Annotated in this window: 16 protein-coding genes and 4 tRNA genes; 14 read left to right on the top strand and 6 right to left on the bottom strand. The window is 72.9% G+C overall.

Features of this window, described 5'->3' with window-relative positions; all coding sequences use genetic code 11:
* Nucleotides 1-91: 91 nt before the first annotated feature.
* Entirely contained in the window at nt 92-946 is an 855-nt protein-coding gene (locus IE069_RS02700; protein ID WP_189348576.1) for a PD-(D/E)XK nuclease family protein, read from the bottom strand.
* A 242-nt stretch (nt 947-1,188) separates the two neighbouring features.
* Between IE069_RS02700 and IE069_RS02695 the strand changes: the two genes are divergently transcribed.
* The 4 genes from IE069_RS02695 (at nt 1,189) to IE069_RS02680 (ending at nt 1,642) form a co-directional block, all read left to right on the top strand.
* Nucleotides 1,189-1,262, top strand: a tRNA-Gly gene (locus IE069_RS02695).
* 66 nt (nt 1,263-1,328) lie between these two features.
* A tRNA-Cys gene (locus IE069_RS02690) sits at nt 1,329-1,399 on the top strand.
* Between the two features lie 27 nt (nt 1,400-1,426).
* Nucleotides 1,427-1,498: transfer RNA gene (locus IE069_RS02685), tRNA-Val, on the top strand.
* A 67-nt stretch (nt 1,499-1,565) separates the two neighbouring features.
* A tRNA-Gly gene (locus IE069_RS02680) sits at nt 1,566-1,642 on the top strand.
* Between the two features lie 333 nt (nt 1,643-1,975).
* Here the strand turns inward: IE069_RS02680 and zapE are convergent.
* Nucleotides 1,976-3,016, bottom strand: a complete 1,041-nt coding sequence (gene zapE / locus IE069_RS02675; RefSeq protein ID WP_189348575.1) for a cell division protein ZapE — start codon at nt 3,014-3,016, stop codon at nt 1,976-1,978.
* 202 nt (nt 3,017-3,218) lie between these two features.
* On the opposite strand from zapE, the gene IE069_RS02670 reads away from it, so the two are divergent.
* The 3 genes from IE069_RS02670 to IE069_RS02660 are packed head-to-tail and all read left to right on the top strand — an operon-like array spanning nt 3,219 to nt 5,125.
* Nucleotides 3,219-4,136, top strand: coding sequence for a sulfurtransferase (locus IE069_RS02670; protein WP_189348574.1), 918 nt, complete (start codon nt 3,219-3,221; stop codon nt 4,134-4,136).
* Between the two features lie 15 nt (nt 4,137-4,151).
* Nucleotides 4,152-4,583, top strand: a complete 432-nt coding sequence (locus IE069_RS02665; RefSeq protein ID WP_189348752.1) for a SufE family protein — start codon at nt 4,152-4,154, stop codon at nt 4,581-4,583.
* A gap of 8 nt (nt 4,584-4,591) precedes the next feature.
* The gene (locus IE069_RS02660; protein ID WP_189348573.1) at nt 4,592-5,125 is read left to right on the top strand and encodes an aminoacyl-tRNA deacylase; all 534 of its coding nucleotides are present in this window, start codon (nt 4,592-4,594) and stop codon (nt 5,123-5,125) included.
* On the opposite strand, the gene IE069_RS02655 is transcribed toward IE069_RS02660, so the two are convergent.
* A complete protein-coding gene (locus IE069_RS02655; RefSeq protein WP_189348572.1) occupies nt 5,122-6,444 on the bottom strand; it encodes an alpha/beta hydrolase family protein in 1,323 nt (440 codons plus the stop codon). The two genes, IE069_RS02660 and IE069_RS02655, sit on opposite strands and share 4 nt — an antisense overlap.
* 91 nt (nt 6,445-6,535) lie before the next feature.
* Here IE069_RS02655 and msrB point away from each other — a divergent pair, with 91 nt between their 5' ends.
* The 7 genes from msrB to IE069_RS02620 all read left to right on the top strand — a co-directional run bounded on the left by msrB (nt 6,536) and on the right by IE069_RS02620 (nt 13,932).
* Nucleotides 6,536-6,988: a peptide-methionine (R)-S-oxide reductase MsrB gene (msrB, locus tag IE069_RS02650; RefSeq protein ID WP_229790903.1), complete on the top strand. Its 453-nt coding sequence runs from the start codon at nt 6,536-6,538 to the stop codon at nt 6,986-6,988.
* Nucleotides 6,989-7,013: 25 nt separating this feature from the next.
* On the top strand, nt 7,014-8,108 hold the full coding sequence (locus tag IE069_RS02645; RefSeq protein ID WP_189348570.1) for a threonine aldolase family protein: 1,095 nt from the start codon (nt 7,014-7,016) through the stop codon (nt 8,106-8,108).
* Nucleotides 8,109-8,209: 101 nt separating this feature from the next.
* Nucleotides 8,210-8,845, top strand: a complete 636-nt coding sequence (locus IE069_RS02640; protein WP_189348751.1) for a DUF3000 domain-containing protein — start codon at nt 8,210-8,212, stop codon at nt 8,843-8,845.
* Between the two features lie 69 nt (nt 8,846-8,914).
* Nucleotides 8,915-10,147 (top strand): HRDC domain-containing protein, encoded by a 1,233-nt coding sequence (locus tag IE069_RS02635; RefSeq protein ID WP_189348569.1) that lies wholly within the window; start codon nt 8,915-8,917, stop codon nt 10,145-10,147.
* 20 nt (nt 10,148-10,167) lie between these two features.
* Nucleotides 10,168-11,238, top strand: a complete 1,071-nt coding sequence (locus tag IE069_RS02630) for a nitronate monooxygenase (protein ID WP_189348568.1) — start codon at nt 10,168-10,170, stop codon at nt 11,236-11,238.
* Between the two features lie 50 nt (nt 11,239-11,288).
* Complete coding sequence (locus IE069_RS02625) at nt 11,289-13,424, top strand: 3-hydroxyacyl-CoA dehydrogenase NAD-binding domain-containing protein (protein ID WP_189348567.1); 2,136 nt, start codon at nt 11,289-11,291, stop codon at nt 13,422-13,424.
* 49 nt (nt 13,425-13,473) lie between these two features.
* Entirely contained in the window at nt 13,474-13,932 is a 459-nt protein-coding gene (locus tag IE069_RS02620) for a Rieske (2Fe-2S) protein (protein WP_189348566.1), read from the top strand.
* Here IE069_RS02620 and IE069_RS02615 read toward each other — a convergent pair.
* From IE069_RS02615 to IE069_RS02605, 3 genes are read right to left on the bottom strand one after another with little or no spacing between them, the layout of a single operon-like run.
* Nucleotides 13,929-15,359 carry an ABC transporter ATP-binding protein gene (locus IE069_RS02615; protein WP_189348565.1) on the bottom strand — a complete coding sequence of 477 codons (1,431 nt, stop codon included), beginning with the start codon at nt 15,357-15,359 and terminating at the stop codon, nt 13,929-13,931. The genes IE069_RS02620 and IE069_RS02615 overlap by 4 nt on opposite strands.
* On the bottom strand, nt 15,356-16,123 hold the full coding sequence (locus tag IE069_RS02610) for an energy-coupling factor transporter transmembrane component T family protein (protein WP_189348564.1): 768 nt from the start codon (nt 16,121-16,123) through the stop codon (nt 15,356-15,358). Before IE069_RS02610 ends, IE069_RS02615 begins: the two co-directional genes overlap by 4 nt.
* Nucleotides 16,124-16,135: 12 nt before the next feature.
* Nucleotides 16,136-16,942: an ECF transporter S component gene (locus IE069_RS02605; protein WP_189348563.1), complete on the bottom strand. Its 807-nt coding sequence runs from the start codon at nt 16,940-16,942 to the stop codon at nt 16,136-16,138.
* Between the last annotated feature and the right edge of the window lie 63 nt (nt 16,943-17,005).

Genomic DNA, 17,005 nt, shown 5'->3' with positions numbered 1-17,005 from the left:
CTCTGATCGCGTCCAGTCGTGGGCGCGGGCCCGGCGCGGGCGTGCGGCACTCAATGTGCTGTGGTCTGGTGGTCCGCCGGGCCCGACCAGTCTAGACGCCCGCGGCGGCCGGTGGGCCGATGGGGCGCAGTGCGGGCCCCGCCTCGGCGAGGGCGCGCCCCGTCTCCCACACCTGCCGCAGCGCCCAGAACCGCCGCCACTGGGTCGGCAGGGTCTCGGGGCTGGCCTGCTGGACCACGACCTCCGTCTCCGCGATCGCGACGCCGAGGAGCATCGGGGCCTCTCCCCCGTAGGGCCACGGCACCCACGTTCCGGCGTCGGCGTCGGTGCACAGCTCCTCGGCCTTGTAGCCGGCGGCGAGCTGCATGCCCACCTTGGGATCCAGCGCCTTCGCCCGCCCGTCGCGCGTGGTGCCCTTGGTCTTGAAGTCGATCAGGCACAGCTTGCCGCCGATCTCAGCCACGAGGTCGAGCGTGCCGGCGTACCCCACGGTCTTGTTCCACACCGTGGCCTCGGCCGCGATCGGCCGCACCCCGTACAGCTCCCACCACTCGTCGACGCGGTCGGCGAAGGCCGTCTCGCCGTTCCCGGCCAGCGCCGCCCGCGTCGCCTCGAGCGCGTGCTCCGGCCCCAGGTCCCGCAGCGCCAGCTGCTCGCAGTAGGCGTGCACCCGGTCGCCGCGTTCCGCCGCCGCGTCGCGGAACACCTCGGCCGCGCGGGAGGCCTCGCGGGCGATCGCCTTGAGCCGGCCCGGCTGGCCGACGGCCGCGGCCAGCTTCTCGTCCTGCACGACGGCGGTCGCCGCCATGTGCCCGGCCCACCCGGTCAGGTCCATGGCCGCCTGGGAGATGACGGTCGTGATGGAGGGCACTTCGAGCGCGCCGCCCACCGATCGCGCGTACATCCGGCCGTGTTCGGTCTGCTGGGCGAGTCTCGGGGCTGTCATGGCACCGATTCTGGCACGAAACCCGCCGTCCGGGGCGCCGGCCGAAAATATTCTGAAAACTTCTTCACCCCCGTGATTCCGGGCCGCGATCGCCCTTGTGGGCCCCGAAAAGGCCGGCTGAAGCCCCGAATCGGACACCTCGATTTGCACACCCCCGAACCACTCGTATAGAGTTTTTACTCGTTGGAACGCGGCCGGGACGGCGACGAACAAAGTCTCCGGAAAGGCCGCGATCTCGACATGCGGACATAGCTCAGCTGGCTAGAGCGCCACCTTGCCAAGGTGGAGGTCGCGAGTTCGAATCTCGTTGTCCGCTCGCAAGACACTGTAAGGTCTTCACGACCGCCCAGGAACGATGTCCCCGGATATTGTTCTCGGACATGGTGGGGTGGCCGAGAGGCGAGGCAGCGGCCTGCAAAGCCGTTTACGCGGGTTCGAATCCCGTCCCCACCTCGCTTACAGCGATTGCAACCCTGACAAGGGCGATTGGCGCAGCGGTAGCGCGCTTCCCTGACACGGAAGAGGTCACTGGTTCGAACCCAGTATCGCCCACTCGAGAATCCTTCTCGCCAAGGATTCCTGATTCGCCTCTGCGGGCTCCGGCCGGCAGAGGCGATCTGCGGACATAGCTCAGCTGGCTAGAGCGCCACCTTGCCAAGGTGGAGGTCGCGAGTTCGAATCTCGTTGTCCGCTCCACATGAACGAAAGCCCCGGTCCTCGGACCGGGGCTTTCGTCGTTTCCGCCTCCTGCACACCGCCCCCGTGTCCCCCGCGCGCTTCCAGGCATCGGTTCGGCGACAATCGGTGCAGTTCCTCGGGCGGACCCCTCTCGTTGCCGAGTGGACGACGTTGAGCCCGGATATCGCCGGATCGCTCGACCCTCCGCGCCGCAGTGCCCGCCATGAACACGTTCTCCGGCTCCTACAACCGCGGGGCCCGCCCACACGCCTCCGCCCACGCGGCGGAGACGACGAAGCCCGCCCCGCGACGAGCGCGGAGCGGGCCCCATCCGCCAGGGGCGCCCCTACATCAGGCGGCCGACTCCGCAACCTGGCCGTTGCGCGCCAGGGCGGTCAGCCGGGACACGGCGCGGAAGTACTTCTTCATGTAGCCGCCGGCCATCATCTCGGGGGTGAACAGCTCGCTGAAGGAGACGCCCGAGGCGACGATCGGCACGTCGCGGTCGTAGAGGCGGTCGGCGAGCACCACGAAGCGCAGCGCCAGGGACTGCTCGGTGATCGTCGAGACGTTGTGCAGCACCAGGACGTCGATGCCGTCCATCAGCTGCCGGTACCGGCTCGGGTGCACGCGCTGGAGGTGCTCGGTCAGCTCGGCGAAGTCGTCGACGGCGAGCGTCTTGTCTCCGAAGCGCTCGGCCGCGAACGCCTCGAGCGCGTCGTCGTCGAGCGTGGCGGGGGCCTCCGGCAGACCGCGGTGGCGGTAGTCCTCGCCGTCGACCCGGACCACCTCGAACTGGTCCGCGAGGACCTGGATCTCCCGCTTGAAGTCGGCCGCCGCGAAGCGCCCGTCGCCGAGGGCGCCGGGGAGGGTGTTGGACGTCGCGACCAGCCTGACCCCGGCATCGGAGAGCTCCCGCATCAGGCGGGACATGAGGACCGTGTCGCCCGGGTCGTCGAGCTCGAACTCGTCGATGCAGACGAGCCGGTACCCCTTCAGGACATCCACCGTCTTGCGGAAGGAGAGCGCGCCGACGAGGTTCGTGTACTCGACGAACGTGCCGAACGCCTTGGGGCCCGGAGCAGAATGCCAGAGCGAGGCCAGCAGGTGGGTCTTGCCGACGCCGAACCCTCCGTCGAGGTAGAGCCCCGTCTTGGCCGGCTTCTTGGACTTGCCGAACAGCTTGCCCAGGAATCCCCCGCCGCCGGCCGTCATGGACTCGGCGAATTCGCGCAGCTTCGTCACGGCGATCGTCTGCGACGGCTGGTTGGGGTCCGGGATGTAGGAGTCGAACGAGACATCGCCGAACCGGTAGGACGGTTCGAAGCCGTCCAGCAGGTCCTCGGGTGAGACGTGCGGCGTGCGTTCGGTGAGGTGTTCGATCGTGGGCACGGGTGAAAGGTCCTTCGGTTGGAGCGCGGCGTCGATGCCGCCACGGCAACTTTACGCGGCCCCGCGGCCCGGACGCACGTGCGCGTCCCGTCGGCGGCCGGGCGGGCGTGTAACGCCGGACGACGCCGGGGCGCGGCCGGGGCCTCGACGGCAGTAGGCTGGAGGCTGCTCCATGTTGTCTACAAGTGAACCGAGGTGCACGATGCCCGTTGCTGCCGACGCCAACGAGAAGTTTTCCGCCTACGCCCACCCCGAACGCCTCGTCTCCACGGAGTGGCTGGCCGAGAATCTCGGTGCCGACTCCCTGGTCGTGGTGGAGTCCGACGAGGACATCCTCCTCTACGACACGGGACACATCCCCGGCTCCGTCAAGGTCGACTGGCACACCGAGCTCAACGACGAGGTCACCCGCGACTACGTCGACGGCGCCGGTTTCGCCGCGCTGATGAGCGCCAAGGGCATCAGCCGCGACGACACCGTGGTGATCTACGGCGACAAGTCCAACTGGTGGGCCGCGTACGCCCTGTGGGTGTTCACGCTCTTCGGCCACGAGGACGTGCGCCTGCTCGACGGCGGCCGCGACAAGTGGATCGCCGAGGACCGCGAGCTGACCCGCGAGAAGCCGGAGCGGACGGCCGCCGACTACCCCGTCGTCGAGCGCGACGACTCCGTCATCCGCGCCTACAAGGACGATGTGCTCGCCCACCTGGGCAACGGACCGCTGATCGATGTGCGCTCCCCCGAGGAGTACTCCGGCGAGCGCACCCACATGCCCGCCTACCCGGAGGAGGGCGCGCTGCGCGGCGGCCACATCCCGTCCGCGGCGTCGGTCCCCTGGGCCAGGGCGGCGGAGGAGGACGGGACGTTCAAGCAGCGCGACGCCCTCGAGGGGATCTACCTCGGCGAGGCCGGCCTCGCCCCCGGCGACGACGTCGTCGCGTACTGCCGCATCGGCGAGCGCTCGAGCCACACGTGGTTCGTGCTCGAGCACCTCCTCGGCTTCGAGAACGTCCGCAACTACGACGGCTCCTGGACCGAGTGGGGCAACGCCGTGCGCGTCCCGATCGTCAAGGGCACCGAACCGGGCGAGGCGCCCGGCGCCGCGAAGGCGGGTGCGTAGGCCGTGGCCGGATCGATGCCCGCCGAGCTCGCGGAGATCGTGGACGACTTCAACGCCCTCACGGAGGCGGAGCGGCTCGAGCTGCTGCTCGAGTTCTCGGACGCCCTGCCGGAGCTGCCGGAGCGGTTCGCCGACCATCCGGAACTCCTGGAGCAGGTCGTCGAGTGCCAGACGCCGCTGTTCCTGACCGTGGAGGTCGAGGAGTCGGAGCCGCGGACGGTCGGCCTCTACTTCTCCGCGCCCCCGGAGGCGCCGACGACCCGCGGGTTCGCGTCGGTGCTCGCCGAGGGCCTGAACGGCAGGCCGGCCGCGGAGATCCTCGCGGTGCCGGACGACATGCCGAACCAGCTGGGCCTGACCCGCGCGATCACGCCCCTGCGCATGCGCGGCATGACCGCGATGCTGGGGCGCATCAAGCGGAAGATCAACGAGGCGCTCGCAGCCTAGGGGAACGTATGGGCAGGAAGAGGCGCCACGGGAAAGGCACGCCGGCCGCAGGAGAGTTGACTGCGGCCGGGGTGCCCTTCGCCGTCCACACCTACGTGCACGACCCGGCCGCCGAGTCGTTCGGGTCGGAGGCGGCACGGGCGCTCGGCGTCGACGCGGCGCGCGTGTTCAAGACCCTGATGGTGCGGCTCGAGTCCGTGCGCGGCGGCGCCTCCGGTACCACCGCCGAGGAGTACGCGACCGCCGTCGTCCCCGTCACCGGACGGCTCGATCTGAAGGCGGCGGCGGCCGCGTTCGGCGCCAAGCGGGCGTCGCTCGCGGACCCGGCGGTGGCCGAGCGGCTCACCGGCTACGTGCTGGGCGGGATCTCCCCGCTGGGGCAGCGGCAGCGCCACCGCCTCGCGCTGGACGTCTCGGCGCTGTCGGCGGAAGCAGGGACGATCTTCGTCTCCGGCGGCCGGCGGGGGCTGGAGATCGAGCTGGCCCCGGCGGATCTGCTCGCCGTCTCCGGCGGTACGACGGCGGGGCTCGCCTCGGGCTAGCCGCCGCCGTGGTGCCCCGGGGCCGGGGCGTCGAGCCGGGCGCCGAGCCACGTGCGCACGGTGTCGTCCCAGCGCTGCGGGTCCACGTTCCATTCGTGCGTGTGCCGGGCCCGGGTGAAGCGCTCGAACGTCACGAGGCCCGGGTTCAGCTCGGCGAGGGCAGCGGACGGGCCGATGGGCACGAAGTCGTCGTCTTCGCTGTGCAGGATGAGCGTCGGCGTGCGCAGGTGGTCCGCACGGTCGACCCAGTTCAGCTCCTTCAGGTCCACGGGGGCCGCCAGCCCGGTCACGAGGCGCCCGGCCCGGTGCCCGATGAGCCACTGGCCGAGGCGGCCGACGGATTCTGGGATGCGGTTGATGCGCGCCTGGTGGGCGAGGACGTCGATCCAGTCGACCACGGGCCCGTCGAGGACGAGCGCGGAGATCTGGTGCGCGTGGCGCGACTTGTCCACCGTCTGGAGGCAGATGGCCCCGCCCATGGACCAACCGAACAGGACGATCTCCCGGGCGCCGCCCGCCAAGGCGTACTCGATGGCCGCGTCGACGTCCTGCCATTCGGTGCTGCCGAGGCCGTAGCGCTGGTCCTCGGCCTCGGGAGCGAACCCGTCGTTGCGGTAGGACAACAGCAGGCTGGTCATCCCGAGCTGGTGGGCCACCGGCAGCCCGCGGATCGTCTCCAGGCGGTTGGACCCGCGGCCGTGCACCATGATCGCCCACGTGTCGCGGCGGTGCGCCCCGGCGACGAGCCAGGACTGGGAGACGCCGCCCTGGACAGGCACCTCGACGTCGTCGTACGCGTACCCCATGGCCTGCGGCGTCGGGTAGATGACGCCGGACCAGCGCCCGCGGACGGCGGTCAGCAGGTCGCCCTCGTAGACACGCTCGACGTGGCGCGTGACGGTTCCGTCGGCGGGTGCGAACGAGACGATCCCGCCGATCCTCGCGTGGCCCCGGCCCGAGTCGAAGAACAGTGAATAGGTCCCGGGCACGGTGGTCTCCGCGCGGGCCGGCAGGATGATGTCCCAGCCGACCGCGGCGGTGGCCGCGCTGTGCCGGCCGTGGGAGGCGTCCTGCGGACCCGCCCCGCCGTGGGTCGGCTCCGGCGACGGGACGACGGCGAGGATCTCGATGACCTCCGCCCGCTCCCTGGCCGGCGTCACGATCTGCCGGGCGAAGTAGCTGGCCAGGCCCGAGACGGCGGTGGCGAACAGGGATCCGGCAGCAGCCCCCGCCACGGCACCGACGATGCCCCATTTGACGGGGACGGCCCAACGGTCCCGGCCCGTATTCGAGTGGTGCACGGCTTTCTGACGCGACATGCCCCCATCATGTCAACCGCGGGACGCCGGTCAAAGCGCGCCGCCCCCGCAGGCCGGGAATCTCAGCCGACTCCCAGACGTTGACCAAGGTGTGAGTGAAAATTCAGCCTCCGAGGCCCAGCAGCCCAAAGTCACCAAGTCCGACGACGAGTGGAAGCGGGAGCTCTCCCCCGCCGAGTACCAGGTTCTGCGGCAGGCCGGTACCGAGCGCCCGTACACGGGCGAGTACTGGGACACGCACACCGAAGGCGTGTACGCCTGCCGCGCGTGCGGCGCCGAGCTCTTCACGAGCCGTGAGAAGTTCGACTCGCACTGCGGCTGGCCGTCCTTCTTCGCGCCGCTGGCCGAGGGACGCGTCCGGTACCTGCGCGACGAGTCGATGGGCATGGTCCGCGTCGAGGTGCGCTGCGGCACCTGCGACTCCCATCTGGGACACCTGTTCGAGGGCGAGGGGTACGCGACGCCGACCGATCAGCGCTTCTGCATCAACTCCGTGTCCCTGAGCCTGCGCCCTGCCGACGACGGCGAAACGTCCCCGCAGTAGCGCCGGTGTCGGTACCCTGAATGGCGTGAGCAACGAGAACACATTCCCCACCGACCCGTCCGCGCGCCTGCACGACCCCGCACTGCGCGTCTTCGCCTCCGACAACTACTCGGGGGTCCACCCGCAGATCCTCACGGCCCTGGCGGCCGCGAACGAGGGACACCAGGGCGCCTACGGCGTGGACGACTACACCCACGCCCTCGGCGGCGTCGTCGAGCACCACTTCGGCGCCGGGGCGACCGTCTTCCCCGTGTTCAACGGCACCGGGGCCAACGTGACGGCCCTGCAGTCGCTGCTGCCGCGGTGGGGCGCCGTCGTCTGCGCGGAGACGGCCCACATCAACGTGGACGAGAACGGGGCACCCGAACGCGTCGGCGGCATGAAGCTGCTGACCGTGCCCACGCCCGACGGCAAGCTGACCCCCGAGCTGATCGACCGCGAGGCCTGGGGGTGGGGCGACGAGCACCGCGCCCAGCCGCTCGCCGTCTCGCTGACCCAGTCGACCGAGCTGGGCACCCTGTACTCGGTCGAGGAGCTGCGGGCCATCACGGATCACGCCCACGCGAAGGGGATGCGGGTGCACGCCGACGGGGCGCGCCTGTCCAACGCGGCGGCGGCGCTGGATCTGCCGCTGCGCGACTTCACCACGGACGCGGGCATCGACATCCTGTCCCTCGGCGGGACGAAGAACGGGATCATGTTCGGCGAGGCCCTGGTCGTGCTGGATCCGGAGGACGCCGCGCTGGCCGACTCCCTGAAGTACCTGCGGAAGATGAACATGCAGCTGGCCTCCAAGATGCGCTTCATCTCCGCGCAGCTGGTGGCCCTCTACGGGACCGGCCTCTGGCTCGAGTCGGCCCGGCACGCCAACGCGATGGCCCAGCGCCTGCGCGCCGGCGTCGAGTCGATCGACGGCGTGACGCCGACGCAGGCGACCGAGGCCAACGCGGTGTTCGCCCGGCTCCCCAAGCCCGCGGCCGACGCCGTCCGCGAGCAGTACAAGTTCTACGACTGGGACGAGGCGGCCTCGGAGGTGCGCTGGATGTGCTCCTTCGACACGACCGAGGACGACGTCGACGCGTTCGTGGCCGCGATCGCCCGCGCCATGGACGGCCGGTAGGACGCCTCCGCCGGGCGGCGCGCGGAGACGTAGTTCGCCCCGCCCGGCGAGTCGGACCCCCGTTTTCCCAGCTCGCTCCTAGGATCGGGGGCGTGGCAAGTATCGGGGAATTGGCGGCCGCTCCGCCGGAATTCGTTCAGGCGCTGACGGCACTGCGCCGCGCCGGGCCGCGGCCCGAGGTCGCCCTCGAGGAGATCCCGGCGCCCGCCAGGCTGGCCCCGTACGGGGTGGCCCTGTCCGCGGACGTCTTCGAGAAGACGGCGGCCGCCCAGCGCCCCGCCCACGGGCCCGCAGCGGCCTTCTTCCATACGCCCAGCGAAGAGGCGACGGAACTGGCCACCGGCCGGTTCATCCTCCTGTTCGACCCGGCGGGCTCCCCCGTCTGGGACGGGCGGTTCCGGGTCGTGACGTACATCCGCGCCGAGCTGGACGCGCAGATGGGCAACGACGAGATGCTCGGGACCGTCGCCTGGACGTGGCTCTCGGACGCACTCGAGGAACACAGCGCCCGGTACGCCAATGCCGGAGGCACCGCCACCCGGGTCCTCTCCGAGAGCTTCGGCACGCTCTCCGAGCGACCTCAGACGATCGACATCGAGCTGCGCGCCTCGTGGACGCCGGCCGATTCGGACGTGACCGCCCATCTGGAGGCCTGGGCCGACATGGTGTGCGCCTTCGCGGGGCTGCCGCCCCTGCCGCCGGGGGTCACCCCGCTGCCGCGCCGACGCCTGACCTGACCACTTCGCCGGCCGCGGGCCGCTTCATTCCCACCCCTGCAGGCCGTTCCACGTAGACTGGGGGCCATCATGACGGATACCAGCGAAGAAATGCCTCCTCCCCCCACGCCCTTGAAAGAGCCCCGGGACGGCGTGCCGCTGGTCATCAACACCGAGTCCGGGCTGCGCCGCGCGGCCGCGGCGCTCGCGAACGGCACCGGGCCGGCCGCCGTCGACGCCGAGCGCGCCTCGGGGTTCCGGTACGGCCAGCGCGCCTTCCTCGTCCAGATCCGCCGCGAAGGCGCCGGGACGTGGCTGATCGACCCGGAGGCGTTCGAGAACCTCGAACCGATCGACACGGCTCTGCGCGGCGTCGAGTGGATCCTGCACGCCGCCAATCAGGACCTGCCGTGCCTGGCCGACGTCGGAATGCATCCGGACGCCCTCTTCGACACCGAGCTGGGGGCGCGGATCGCCGGCCTCCCGCGCGTCGGCCTGGGGGCCGTCGTCGAATCCCTGCTGGGGCTCGCGCTGGCCAAGGAGCATTCGGCGGCCGACTGGTCCAAGCGCCCCCTGCCGCAGTCGTGGCTCACCTATGCGGCCCTCGACGTGGAGATCCTCGTCGACCTCCGCACCGAGCTCGTCGAACTGCTGGAGGAGGACGGCAAGCTCGACTACGCGCTCGAGGAGTTCGCGGCCATCCGAGCTGCCGGGCCGCCGGCCCCGCGCCAGGACCCGTGGCGGCGCACCTCGGGGATCCACGCCCTGCGCGACCGCGTGCAGCTGGCGGCGGCCCGCGAGCTCTGGTACGAGCGCGAGTCCCTCGCCGAGAACCGCGACGTCGCCCCCGGGCGCATCATCCCCGACAAGGCCATCGTCGCGGCCGCCAAGGCCATGCCGGCCACGGTCCCCGCGCTGCTAAACACGCCCGGGTTCCACGGCCGCGCCGCCTCGAAGGAGGCGCCGCGCTGGATCCGGGCCCTGAACGAGGCCCGCCGCACCGACGACCTCCCGCCCATGCACCTGTCCTCGAACACCCCGCCCCCACCGCGGGTCTGGGCCGAGAAGAACCCGGAGGCCGCCGCCCGCCTGAACACGGCGAAGCCGCGCCTGGCGCGCAAGGCCGAGGAGCTGAACATCCCGCTGGAGAACCTGCTGACGCCGGACTTCCTGCGCCGCGTCGCGTGGAACCCGCCGCGGCCCGTGGACCCGGACTCCGTCGCCGCGGCCCTGCGGGATCTGGGTGCCCGCGAATGGCAGATCCGCCTGACCTCGCCGATCATCACCGTCGCGTTCCTCGATCCGGATCCGATCGGCGCGTAAGACACCACCCGGGAGGCCCCATGCTCGACCGCACGCTGCCCATCGTCCAGGCGCCCATGGCCGGCGGACCCTCGACGCCGGAGCTGGCCGCGGCCGTCGCGGGGGCCGGCGGCCTCGGCTACATCGCCGGCGGCTACCTCACGCCGGAGCGCCTGCTCGAGGCCGTCCGCGCCACACGCGGGCTGACCGCCGAACCCTTCGGCATCAACCTGTTCGTCCCCTCCCCCGAAGCCGGCCAGCGCGCGGCCGTCGGCGCCTACCGCCAACGCCTGCTCCCGCACGCCGAGCGCGTCGGCGCCTCCCTGCCGGGTGTCGACGAGCTGCCCTGGGACGACGACGACCACTACCGCGCCAAGATCGACGCGCTCTGCGCGCTCGAGACCCCGCCCGCCCTGGTCTCCTTCACGTTCGGCCTGCCCGGGCACGACGACGTCGCGCAGCTGCGCGCCCGCGGCACCCTGACCGTCGCGACGGTGACGGACGAGGCCGAGGCGAGGGCCGCCGTCGCGCTCGGTGTCGACGGGCTCTGCGTGCAGGGTCCCGAGGCGGGCGGGCACCGCGGCACCCACGACGCCCTCGCCGATCCGGACACCCGGCCCCTCGCCGAGCTGCTGCCGGCCGTCCTCGACGCCGTCGCCGACGTGCGCGGGCGCCTGAACGTCACGGCCGCCGGGGGCATCGACACGCCCGGGCACGTGCGCCTCATGCTCGGTCTCGGCGCCGACGACGTCCAGGCCGGCACCGCCTACCTCCTCGCCGACGAGGCGGGCACGAACCGGACGCACGCGGCAGCGGTCGCCGCCGGAGGGCGCGGCACGCTCGTCACCCGGGCCTTCACCGGCCGCCCGGCCCGGGCGCTGGCCAACGCGCTCGCCCTCGAGATCGGCGACGCGGCCCCGGCGGCCTACCCGGCGGTGCACCACCTCACGCGCCCGCTGCGCGCCGCCGCGGCCGGGGCGGGCGATCCGGAGCTGCTGCACCTGTGGGCAGGCGCCAACTGCTCCCGCGTGCCCGCGGCGCCGGCGGCGGAGATCACCCGGTGGCTCGCCGGCGGCGACGCCGCAATTGCCACAGATATTACCGACGAGTAACCTATGGTTCAGGTCACACCGAGTTTGACCGCACGTCGAAAGGACTCTCCATGACGCAGGAACCCGCCCAGGACGAATTCGCGCGCTTCTCCGATCTCGCGGCCGAGGTGCCTGACGAGATCGTCACGCATTCCGCCACCGCCGACCACGCGCTGCCCGGCGGCCGCACGCTCGCGGTGATCACCCTCGACAACGGGCTCGACGCCAAGCGCCCCACGACCCTCGGGCCGAACTCCCTGATCGAGTTCGGCCGCGCCCTCGCCGCCCAGCGCGAGCGCGCCGCCCGGGGCGAGATCCACGGCGTCGCCGTCGTCGGCAAGCCCGGTTTCTTCGTCGCCGGCGCCGACCTGTCCACGGTCTCGACCCTGCGCGACAGCACTCTCGGCGGCCAGATGGCCGAGGTCGGGCACGCCGCCTACGCGATCCTCGCGGACCTGGGCGTCCCGACGTTCGCCTTCGTCAACGGCGTCGCCCTCGGCGGCGGCCTCGAGGTCGCGCTCGCCGCGAACTACCGGACGGTGGCCGCCGGCGCGAAGGGACTCGGCCTGCCGGAGGCCTTCATCGGCCTGGTCCCGGGCTGGGGCGGAACCTACCGCCTGCCCCGCCTGATCGGTCCCGAAGCGGCCCTGAAGCTCATGATCGAGAACCCGCTGAACAACAACCGCTCGCTGTCGGCCGCGCAGGCGCACGAGCTCGGCATCATGGATGCGCTCTTCGACGACGGGACGTTCCTGGAGGACTCCGTCGCCTGGGCGGCCTCCGTCCTGGACGGCGCCGAGGTGCCCCGCCCGCACGCCGTCGACCCGACGTCGCCGGAGGGGGCCGAGCGCTGGGACGCGGCCCTCGAGAAGGCCTCCGCGTTCGTCGAGGCCAAGATCTCCAACGCCGCGCCCGCTCCGTTGAAGGTGCTCGAGGTGATGAAGGCCGGCCAGCACCTGAGCCAGCCCGAGTCCGTCCGGCTCGAGGTCGACGCGCTCGTGGCCCTCATGGCATCGCACGAGTTCCACAACACCGTCTACGCGTTCCTCGACCTGGTCCAGAAGCGCGCCAAGCGCCCCGCCGGCGCCCCGGATGCGGCGCTGGCCCGCCCCGTGGAGCGCATCGGCGTCGTCGGCGCCGGCCTGATGGCGGGCCAGTTCGCGCTGCTGTTCGCCACGCAGCTGCGCGTCCCGGTGACGATCACGGACATCGACGCCGAACGCGTCGAACGCGGGCTGGCCTACATCCGCGGCGAGCTCGACAAACAGGTCGCCAAGGGCCGGATGCGCGCCGAGGACGCCGCCGCCGTGAAGGACCTCGTCGTCGGCACGACCGACAAGGCCGACTTCGCCGACGCCGACCTCGTCATCGAGGCCGTGTTCGAGGAGCTCGAGGTCAAGAAGAAGGTCTTCGCCGAGGTCGAGGCCGCGGTCTCCCCCGAGTGCATCCTGGCGACCAACACGTCGTCGCTCTCCGTGACCGAGATGACCGCGGACCTGGCCCACCCGGAGCGCGTCGTCGGATTCCACTTCTTCAACCCGGTGGCCGTCATGCCGCTGGTCGAGATCGTGGCCACCCCGGCGACGGGCGACGCCGTCGTCGCGACCGCCTTCGCGCTCGCCAAGGGCCTGCGCAAGACGGCCGTGCTGGTCCAGGACGCGGCCGCGTTCGTCGTCAACCGGGTCCTGCTGCGCCTCATGGGCGAGGTGCAGAACGCGTACGACGACGGCACGCCCGCGGACGTCGCGGATCGCGCCCTGCGGCCCATGGGCCTGCCGATGACGCCGTTCACGCTGCTCGCCATGGTGGGCCTGCCGGTCGCCCAGCACGTCATGGAGTCCCTGCACGCGGCCTTCGGCGACCGCTTCCGCGTCTCGTCGAACCTGCAGACGCTGATCGACCACCGGATCACCGGCCTGTGGCAGAAGGACGACGACGGCGCACCCGTAGTCCCCGACTCCACCACGGAGCTGCTCTCCTTCGGCGACTCGCCGTCGAGCTCCGGGGAGCTGCTGACCCGCACCCAGGACGCCCTCGCGGAGGAGATCGGGCTGCTGCTGGACGAGGGCGTCGTCGCGAGCGCCGAGGACGTGGACCTGTGCATGATCCTCGGCGCCGGCTGGCCGATGCACCTCGGGGGCATCACGCCCTACCTGGACCAGGTCGGCGCGTCCGAACGGGTCAACGGCCGGCGCTTCCACAGCTGATGCGCCCCGCACCCGTGCCCGCGGTATGCCGGATCGGTAAGCTGGCACCATGACCGATTCGACGCCCGCGGGCATCCGCCCCGCACTCTCCACCACGTCCCGCCGGCGCGTGCTCGCCGCCGCCCCCGTCGCCGGCGCGGCGGCCGCGCTGGCCGCGTGCTCGGCTCCCGCCGAGCCCCAGGCCGTTCCGACCGCCGGCACCGAGGCCGAACCGCACGTCGTGGCAGCGGTTTCCGACCTGCCGCGCGGGTCGAAGCTCTCGGTCGAGATCGACGGGCGGAACTACCTGCTCTTCCGGCCGAGCGAGACCGACGTCCTCGCCTACCGGGCGCTGTGCACGCACCAGGGCTGCCAGGTGATGGTCGGCGAGGCCGAGGCCTTCCAGTGCCCGTGCCACAACTCCGAGTTCTCCCCCGAGGACGGCGCGGCGATCGCCGGCCCGGCCGACGATCCGCTCGAGCGCTTCGCCGCCGAGATCGACGGCGACGACGTCGTCGTCTTCGTCTAGGGTCCGTTCGGCGCCGCGCGTTCCAGCCGGGTGGTGCGGTGGGCCACGGCGGCCGCGAACGGCTCGTCGTGGGTGCTCAGCAGCACGGCGGCGCCCGTCTCCAGCGCGTACCGGATCGCGTCGACCAGGTGGCGCCGGCCGCCGGCGTCGAGCGCAACGGTCGGCTCGTCGAGCAGCAGCACCCTCGGGCGTCGCACCAGCACCGACGCCAGCGCCACGAGGCGCCGCTGGGAGGCCGGCAGCTCGTACGGGTGCGTCCCGGCGACCCCCGCCAGGCCGAGCCGCCCCAGCACCTCCGCGACGGCGGGATTCCGCCGCCCGCCGCGCAACCCGAACCCGACCTCGCGTTCGACCGTTCGCTCGAAGAGCTGGTCCGCCGGGTTCTGCAGCAGCAGCCCCGGCTCCTCGACGCGCAGGCGGCCGCCCTCGGGCCGCAGCAGGCCCGCCGCGGCCTTGAGCACGGTCGTCTTCCCGGACCCGTTGGGCCCGAGCAGCGCCGCGCACGTGCCTGCGTCCGCGTGCAGGCTCAGCCCGTCGACGGCGGGCGCCGCCGCGGACGGGTAGCGCAGGCGCACCCGCTCGAACTCGAGCAGCGCCTCGCCGGCGGCCGGCCCGGCCGGCACCGGCGCGGGAGCCCCGGTTCCGACGAGGACGCCGCACTCCTCCGCCGCCCCGCGCACCTCGGAAGGCGCCCCGGAAGCCGCCGCCCGGCCACCGGAGAGCACGTGCACCGTGCGCGCCCGCGTGACCAGCTCGTCGAATGCGTGGGACATGACGACCACCGCCGTCCCCCGCTCGCGCAGCCGGGATATCAGCCCGTCGACCTCTGCGCGCGCGTCGGCGTCGAGCCCCGCCAGGGGCTCGTCCAGCACGACGGCGCCGGGGTCCGCCACCGCCAGCGCGGCGATGGCCACGAGCCGCTCCTGCCCTCCGGAGAGCCGCTCGGGGGACGCGTCGAGCAGATGGGCGATCCCCAGCTCGCCGGCGACCGACTCGACGGCGGCGAGCATCCTCGAGCGCGGCGTCCCGGCGTTCTCGAGGCTGAACGCGAGCTCCTCGCGCACGGTGGCGCGCACCCCGGAGAGGTAGTGGCGGGCGTCCTGAGGCAGCATCCCGACGCGCCTCGCCCACGCCGCCACGTCGATGCGCGGCGCGTGGTCGGCGTCGAAGACCACCTGCTGGCCGTCGAGGCCCAGCCGCCCGCTCAGCCGGTCGTCGTCGTGCCCGCCACCGGGGGCCGGCCCCCGGGACCCGCGCGGCAGCAGGCCGGCCAGGACGGCCCCGAGCGTGGACTTGCCGCTCCCGGCGGCCCCGACGATCCCGGTCAGGGAGCCGGCGGAGATGTCCACCGCGAGGCCGGAGAGCGCGTCGACCCCGGCGGCCGCATACCGGAAGGACCCGATCTCGGCGCGCACGACCCCGCTCATGCCCCGCCCGCCGGAAGCAGGACGGGGACCCCGAGCACCGCCACAGGTCCGACGACGGCGGCGGCGAGCGCGAGGCGCCGCACCCGCCGCTGGGCGGTCGAGTCGGGCACCCGGCGCAACCGGGTCACGCGCGAGCGCGGCGGGAAGCCGCGGGCGGCCAGATGCGGCGCCCGGTCGGCGGCGTCGTGGACCGAGGAGAGCACGAGCGGCACGGCGCGCAGCCGCAGCCGGGTCCACCAGCCGGACGGGCCGCGGCCGGCGCGGGCGCCGCGCAGCGTCTGCGCCTCGCCGATCGCGCGCTGGCGGGCCGCCAGCTGCGGCAGCAGCGAGAGGGTCGCCGCGACGAGGTAGCCGACCTGCGGCGGCGCGGGCGAGGAGTCGACGGCGGCGACGAGGTCGTGCGTGTCGACGAGCAGCGCGCACAGCAGCCCGGCGACCACGAGGACTGCCAGGCGCGCCCCGAGCCCGGCGGCGGTCTCCAGGCCCTCGGAGGTGACGCGCAGCGGCCCGGCCGCGGCGATCACGTGCTCGCCGGCGCGGCCCGCGAGCCCGTGGATGATCAGCTGCGATCCCCACGCCGGCGCGAGGATCGCGAGCGAAGCGACCGCGAGGCGCGCCAGCACCCCGGCGGCCGCGGCGAGCGCGAGGCACCCGAGCACGACGGCGAGGCTGACCCACCAGGTGCCGAGCGCCGTCGTCGTGGTGACCACGGCGGCGGCGACGGCGAGCGGGGTGAACGGGTGCAGGCGGGCGGCGGAGAGCACGGGCGGGCCGGGCTACCCGGCGGCGCGGCGGCCGAGGACGCGGTGGCGCCGCACGAAGTCGAAACGGGAGGTCAGGCGGGCCGGCAGCGCGTAGACGAGCAGGGCCACGACCAAAAAGACGATCGCCTTGTCTCCCGGGTCGGAGAGGAGCGCCTGCTTGGTGACGGCGCCCAGCAGCGAGTCGCCCATGGCCCGGAACGCGCCGACCAGGGCGCCGGTGCCGACGCCGGCGGTGCCGCCGAAGACGAAGGCGGCCACCGGCGCGGAGACCACGCCGGCCAGCACGCCGGCGACGAGGCCCGCGACCGGGGCCAGGTACACGCGGCGCACCGCGCCGATGCGGGCGGCCGTCCCGGCGAGGAACCCGACGAGGGCGGCGCCGGCGGCGAACGGCAGCACGGTCGGGTTGAACAGCGACCAGACCAGGGTGCCGAGGATGCCGGTGGCCGCACCGGCACGGCGGCCGGCGAGGAACCCGACGAGCACTGTGCCGATCGAGTCCAGGTAGAGCGGGATCATGACGGACCCGACGAACTGGCCGAGCACGATGTTCAGCGCCAACGCGATCGGGATGAGCGTCAGCGCGGCCGGCGGCAGCTGCGGCAGCGCCGCGGCGAGCAGCAGGAGCGCGGCGGCGAGGTAGGCCCCGAACGTGGCGAGGGCGACGCCCTGGCCGATCCCGTCCACGAGGCCCGCCGGCTGGGTGGCCACGAGGGCCGCGTACGTCCCGGCCAGCAGGACGATGCCGAGCGCTGTCAGGAGGCGGCCGCGGCCGCGCCGGGTCTGGTCGGCGGCGGGCAGGGTCAGGGGGTGCGACATAGGGGTGTTCCTCACGGGGGCAGCATGCGGGTGATGCCGGCGGATCGTTGCCGGGAGGGCCCT

The sequence above is a fragment of the Zhihengliuella salsuginis genome (assembly GCF_014651715.1).
Classification (GTDB): domain Bacteria; phylum Actinomycetota; class Actinomycetes; order Actinomycetales; family Micrococcaceae; genus Zhihengliuella; species Zhihengliuella salsuginis.
This window is presented reverse-complemented; position numbering and strand designations above follow the sequence as displayed.

Bases quoted from the DNA above. Each gene is read 5' to 3' on its own strand.
- IE069_RS02700 (WP_189348576.1), bottom strand. From the start codon at position 946: ATGACAGCCCCGAGACTCGCCCAGCAGACCGAACACGGCCGGATGTAC.
- IE069_RS02670 (WP_189348574.1), top strand. From the start codon at position 3,219: ATGCCCGTTGCTGCCGACGCCAACGAGAAGTTTTCCGCCTACGCCCAC.
- IE069_RS02665 (WP_189348752.1), top strand. From the start codon at position 4,152: ATGCCCGCCGAGCTCGCGGAGATCGTGGACGACTTCAACGCCCTCACG.
- IE069_RS02660 (WP_189348573.1), top strand. From the start codon at position 4,592: ATGGGCAGGAAGAGGCGCCACGGGAAAGGCACGCCGGCCGCAGGAGAG.
- IE069_RS02655 (WP_189348572.1), bottom strand. From the start codon at position 6,444: ATGTCGCGTCAGAAAGCCGTGCACCACTCGAATACGGGCCGGGACCGT.
- IE069_RS02635 (WP_189348569.1), top strand. From the start codon at position 8,915: ATGACGGATACCAGCGAAGAAATGCCTCCTCCCCCCACGCCCTTGAAA.
- IE069_RS02630 (WP_189348568.1), top strand. From the start codon at position 10,168: ATGCTCGACCGCACGCTGCCCATCGTCCAGGCGCCCATGGCCGGCGGA.
- IE069_RS02625 (WP_189348567.1), top strand. From the start codon at position 11,289: ATGACGCAGGAACCCGCCCAGGACGAATTCGCGCGCTTCTCCGATCTC.
- IE069_RS02620 (WP_189348566.1), top strand. From the start codon at position 13,474: ATGACCGATTCGACGCCCGCGGGCATCCGCCCCGCACTCTCCACCACG.
- IE069_RS02615 (WP_189348565.1), bottom strand. From the start codon at position 15,359: ATGAGCGGGGTCGTGCGCGCCGAGATCGGGTCCTTCCGGTATGCGGCC.
- IE069_RS02605 (WP_189348563.1), bottom strand. From the start codon at position 16,942: ATGTCGCACCCCCTGACCCTGCCCGCCGCCGACCAGACCCGGCGCGGC.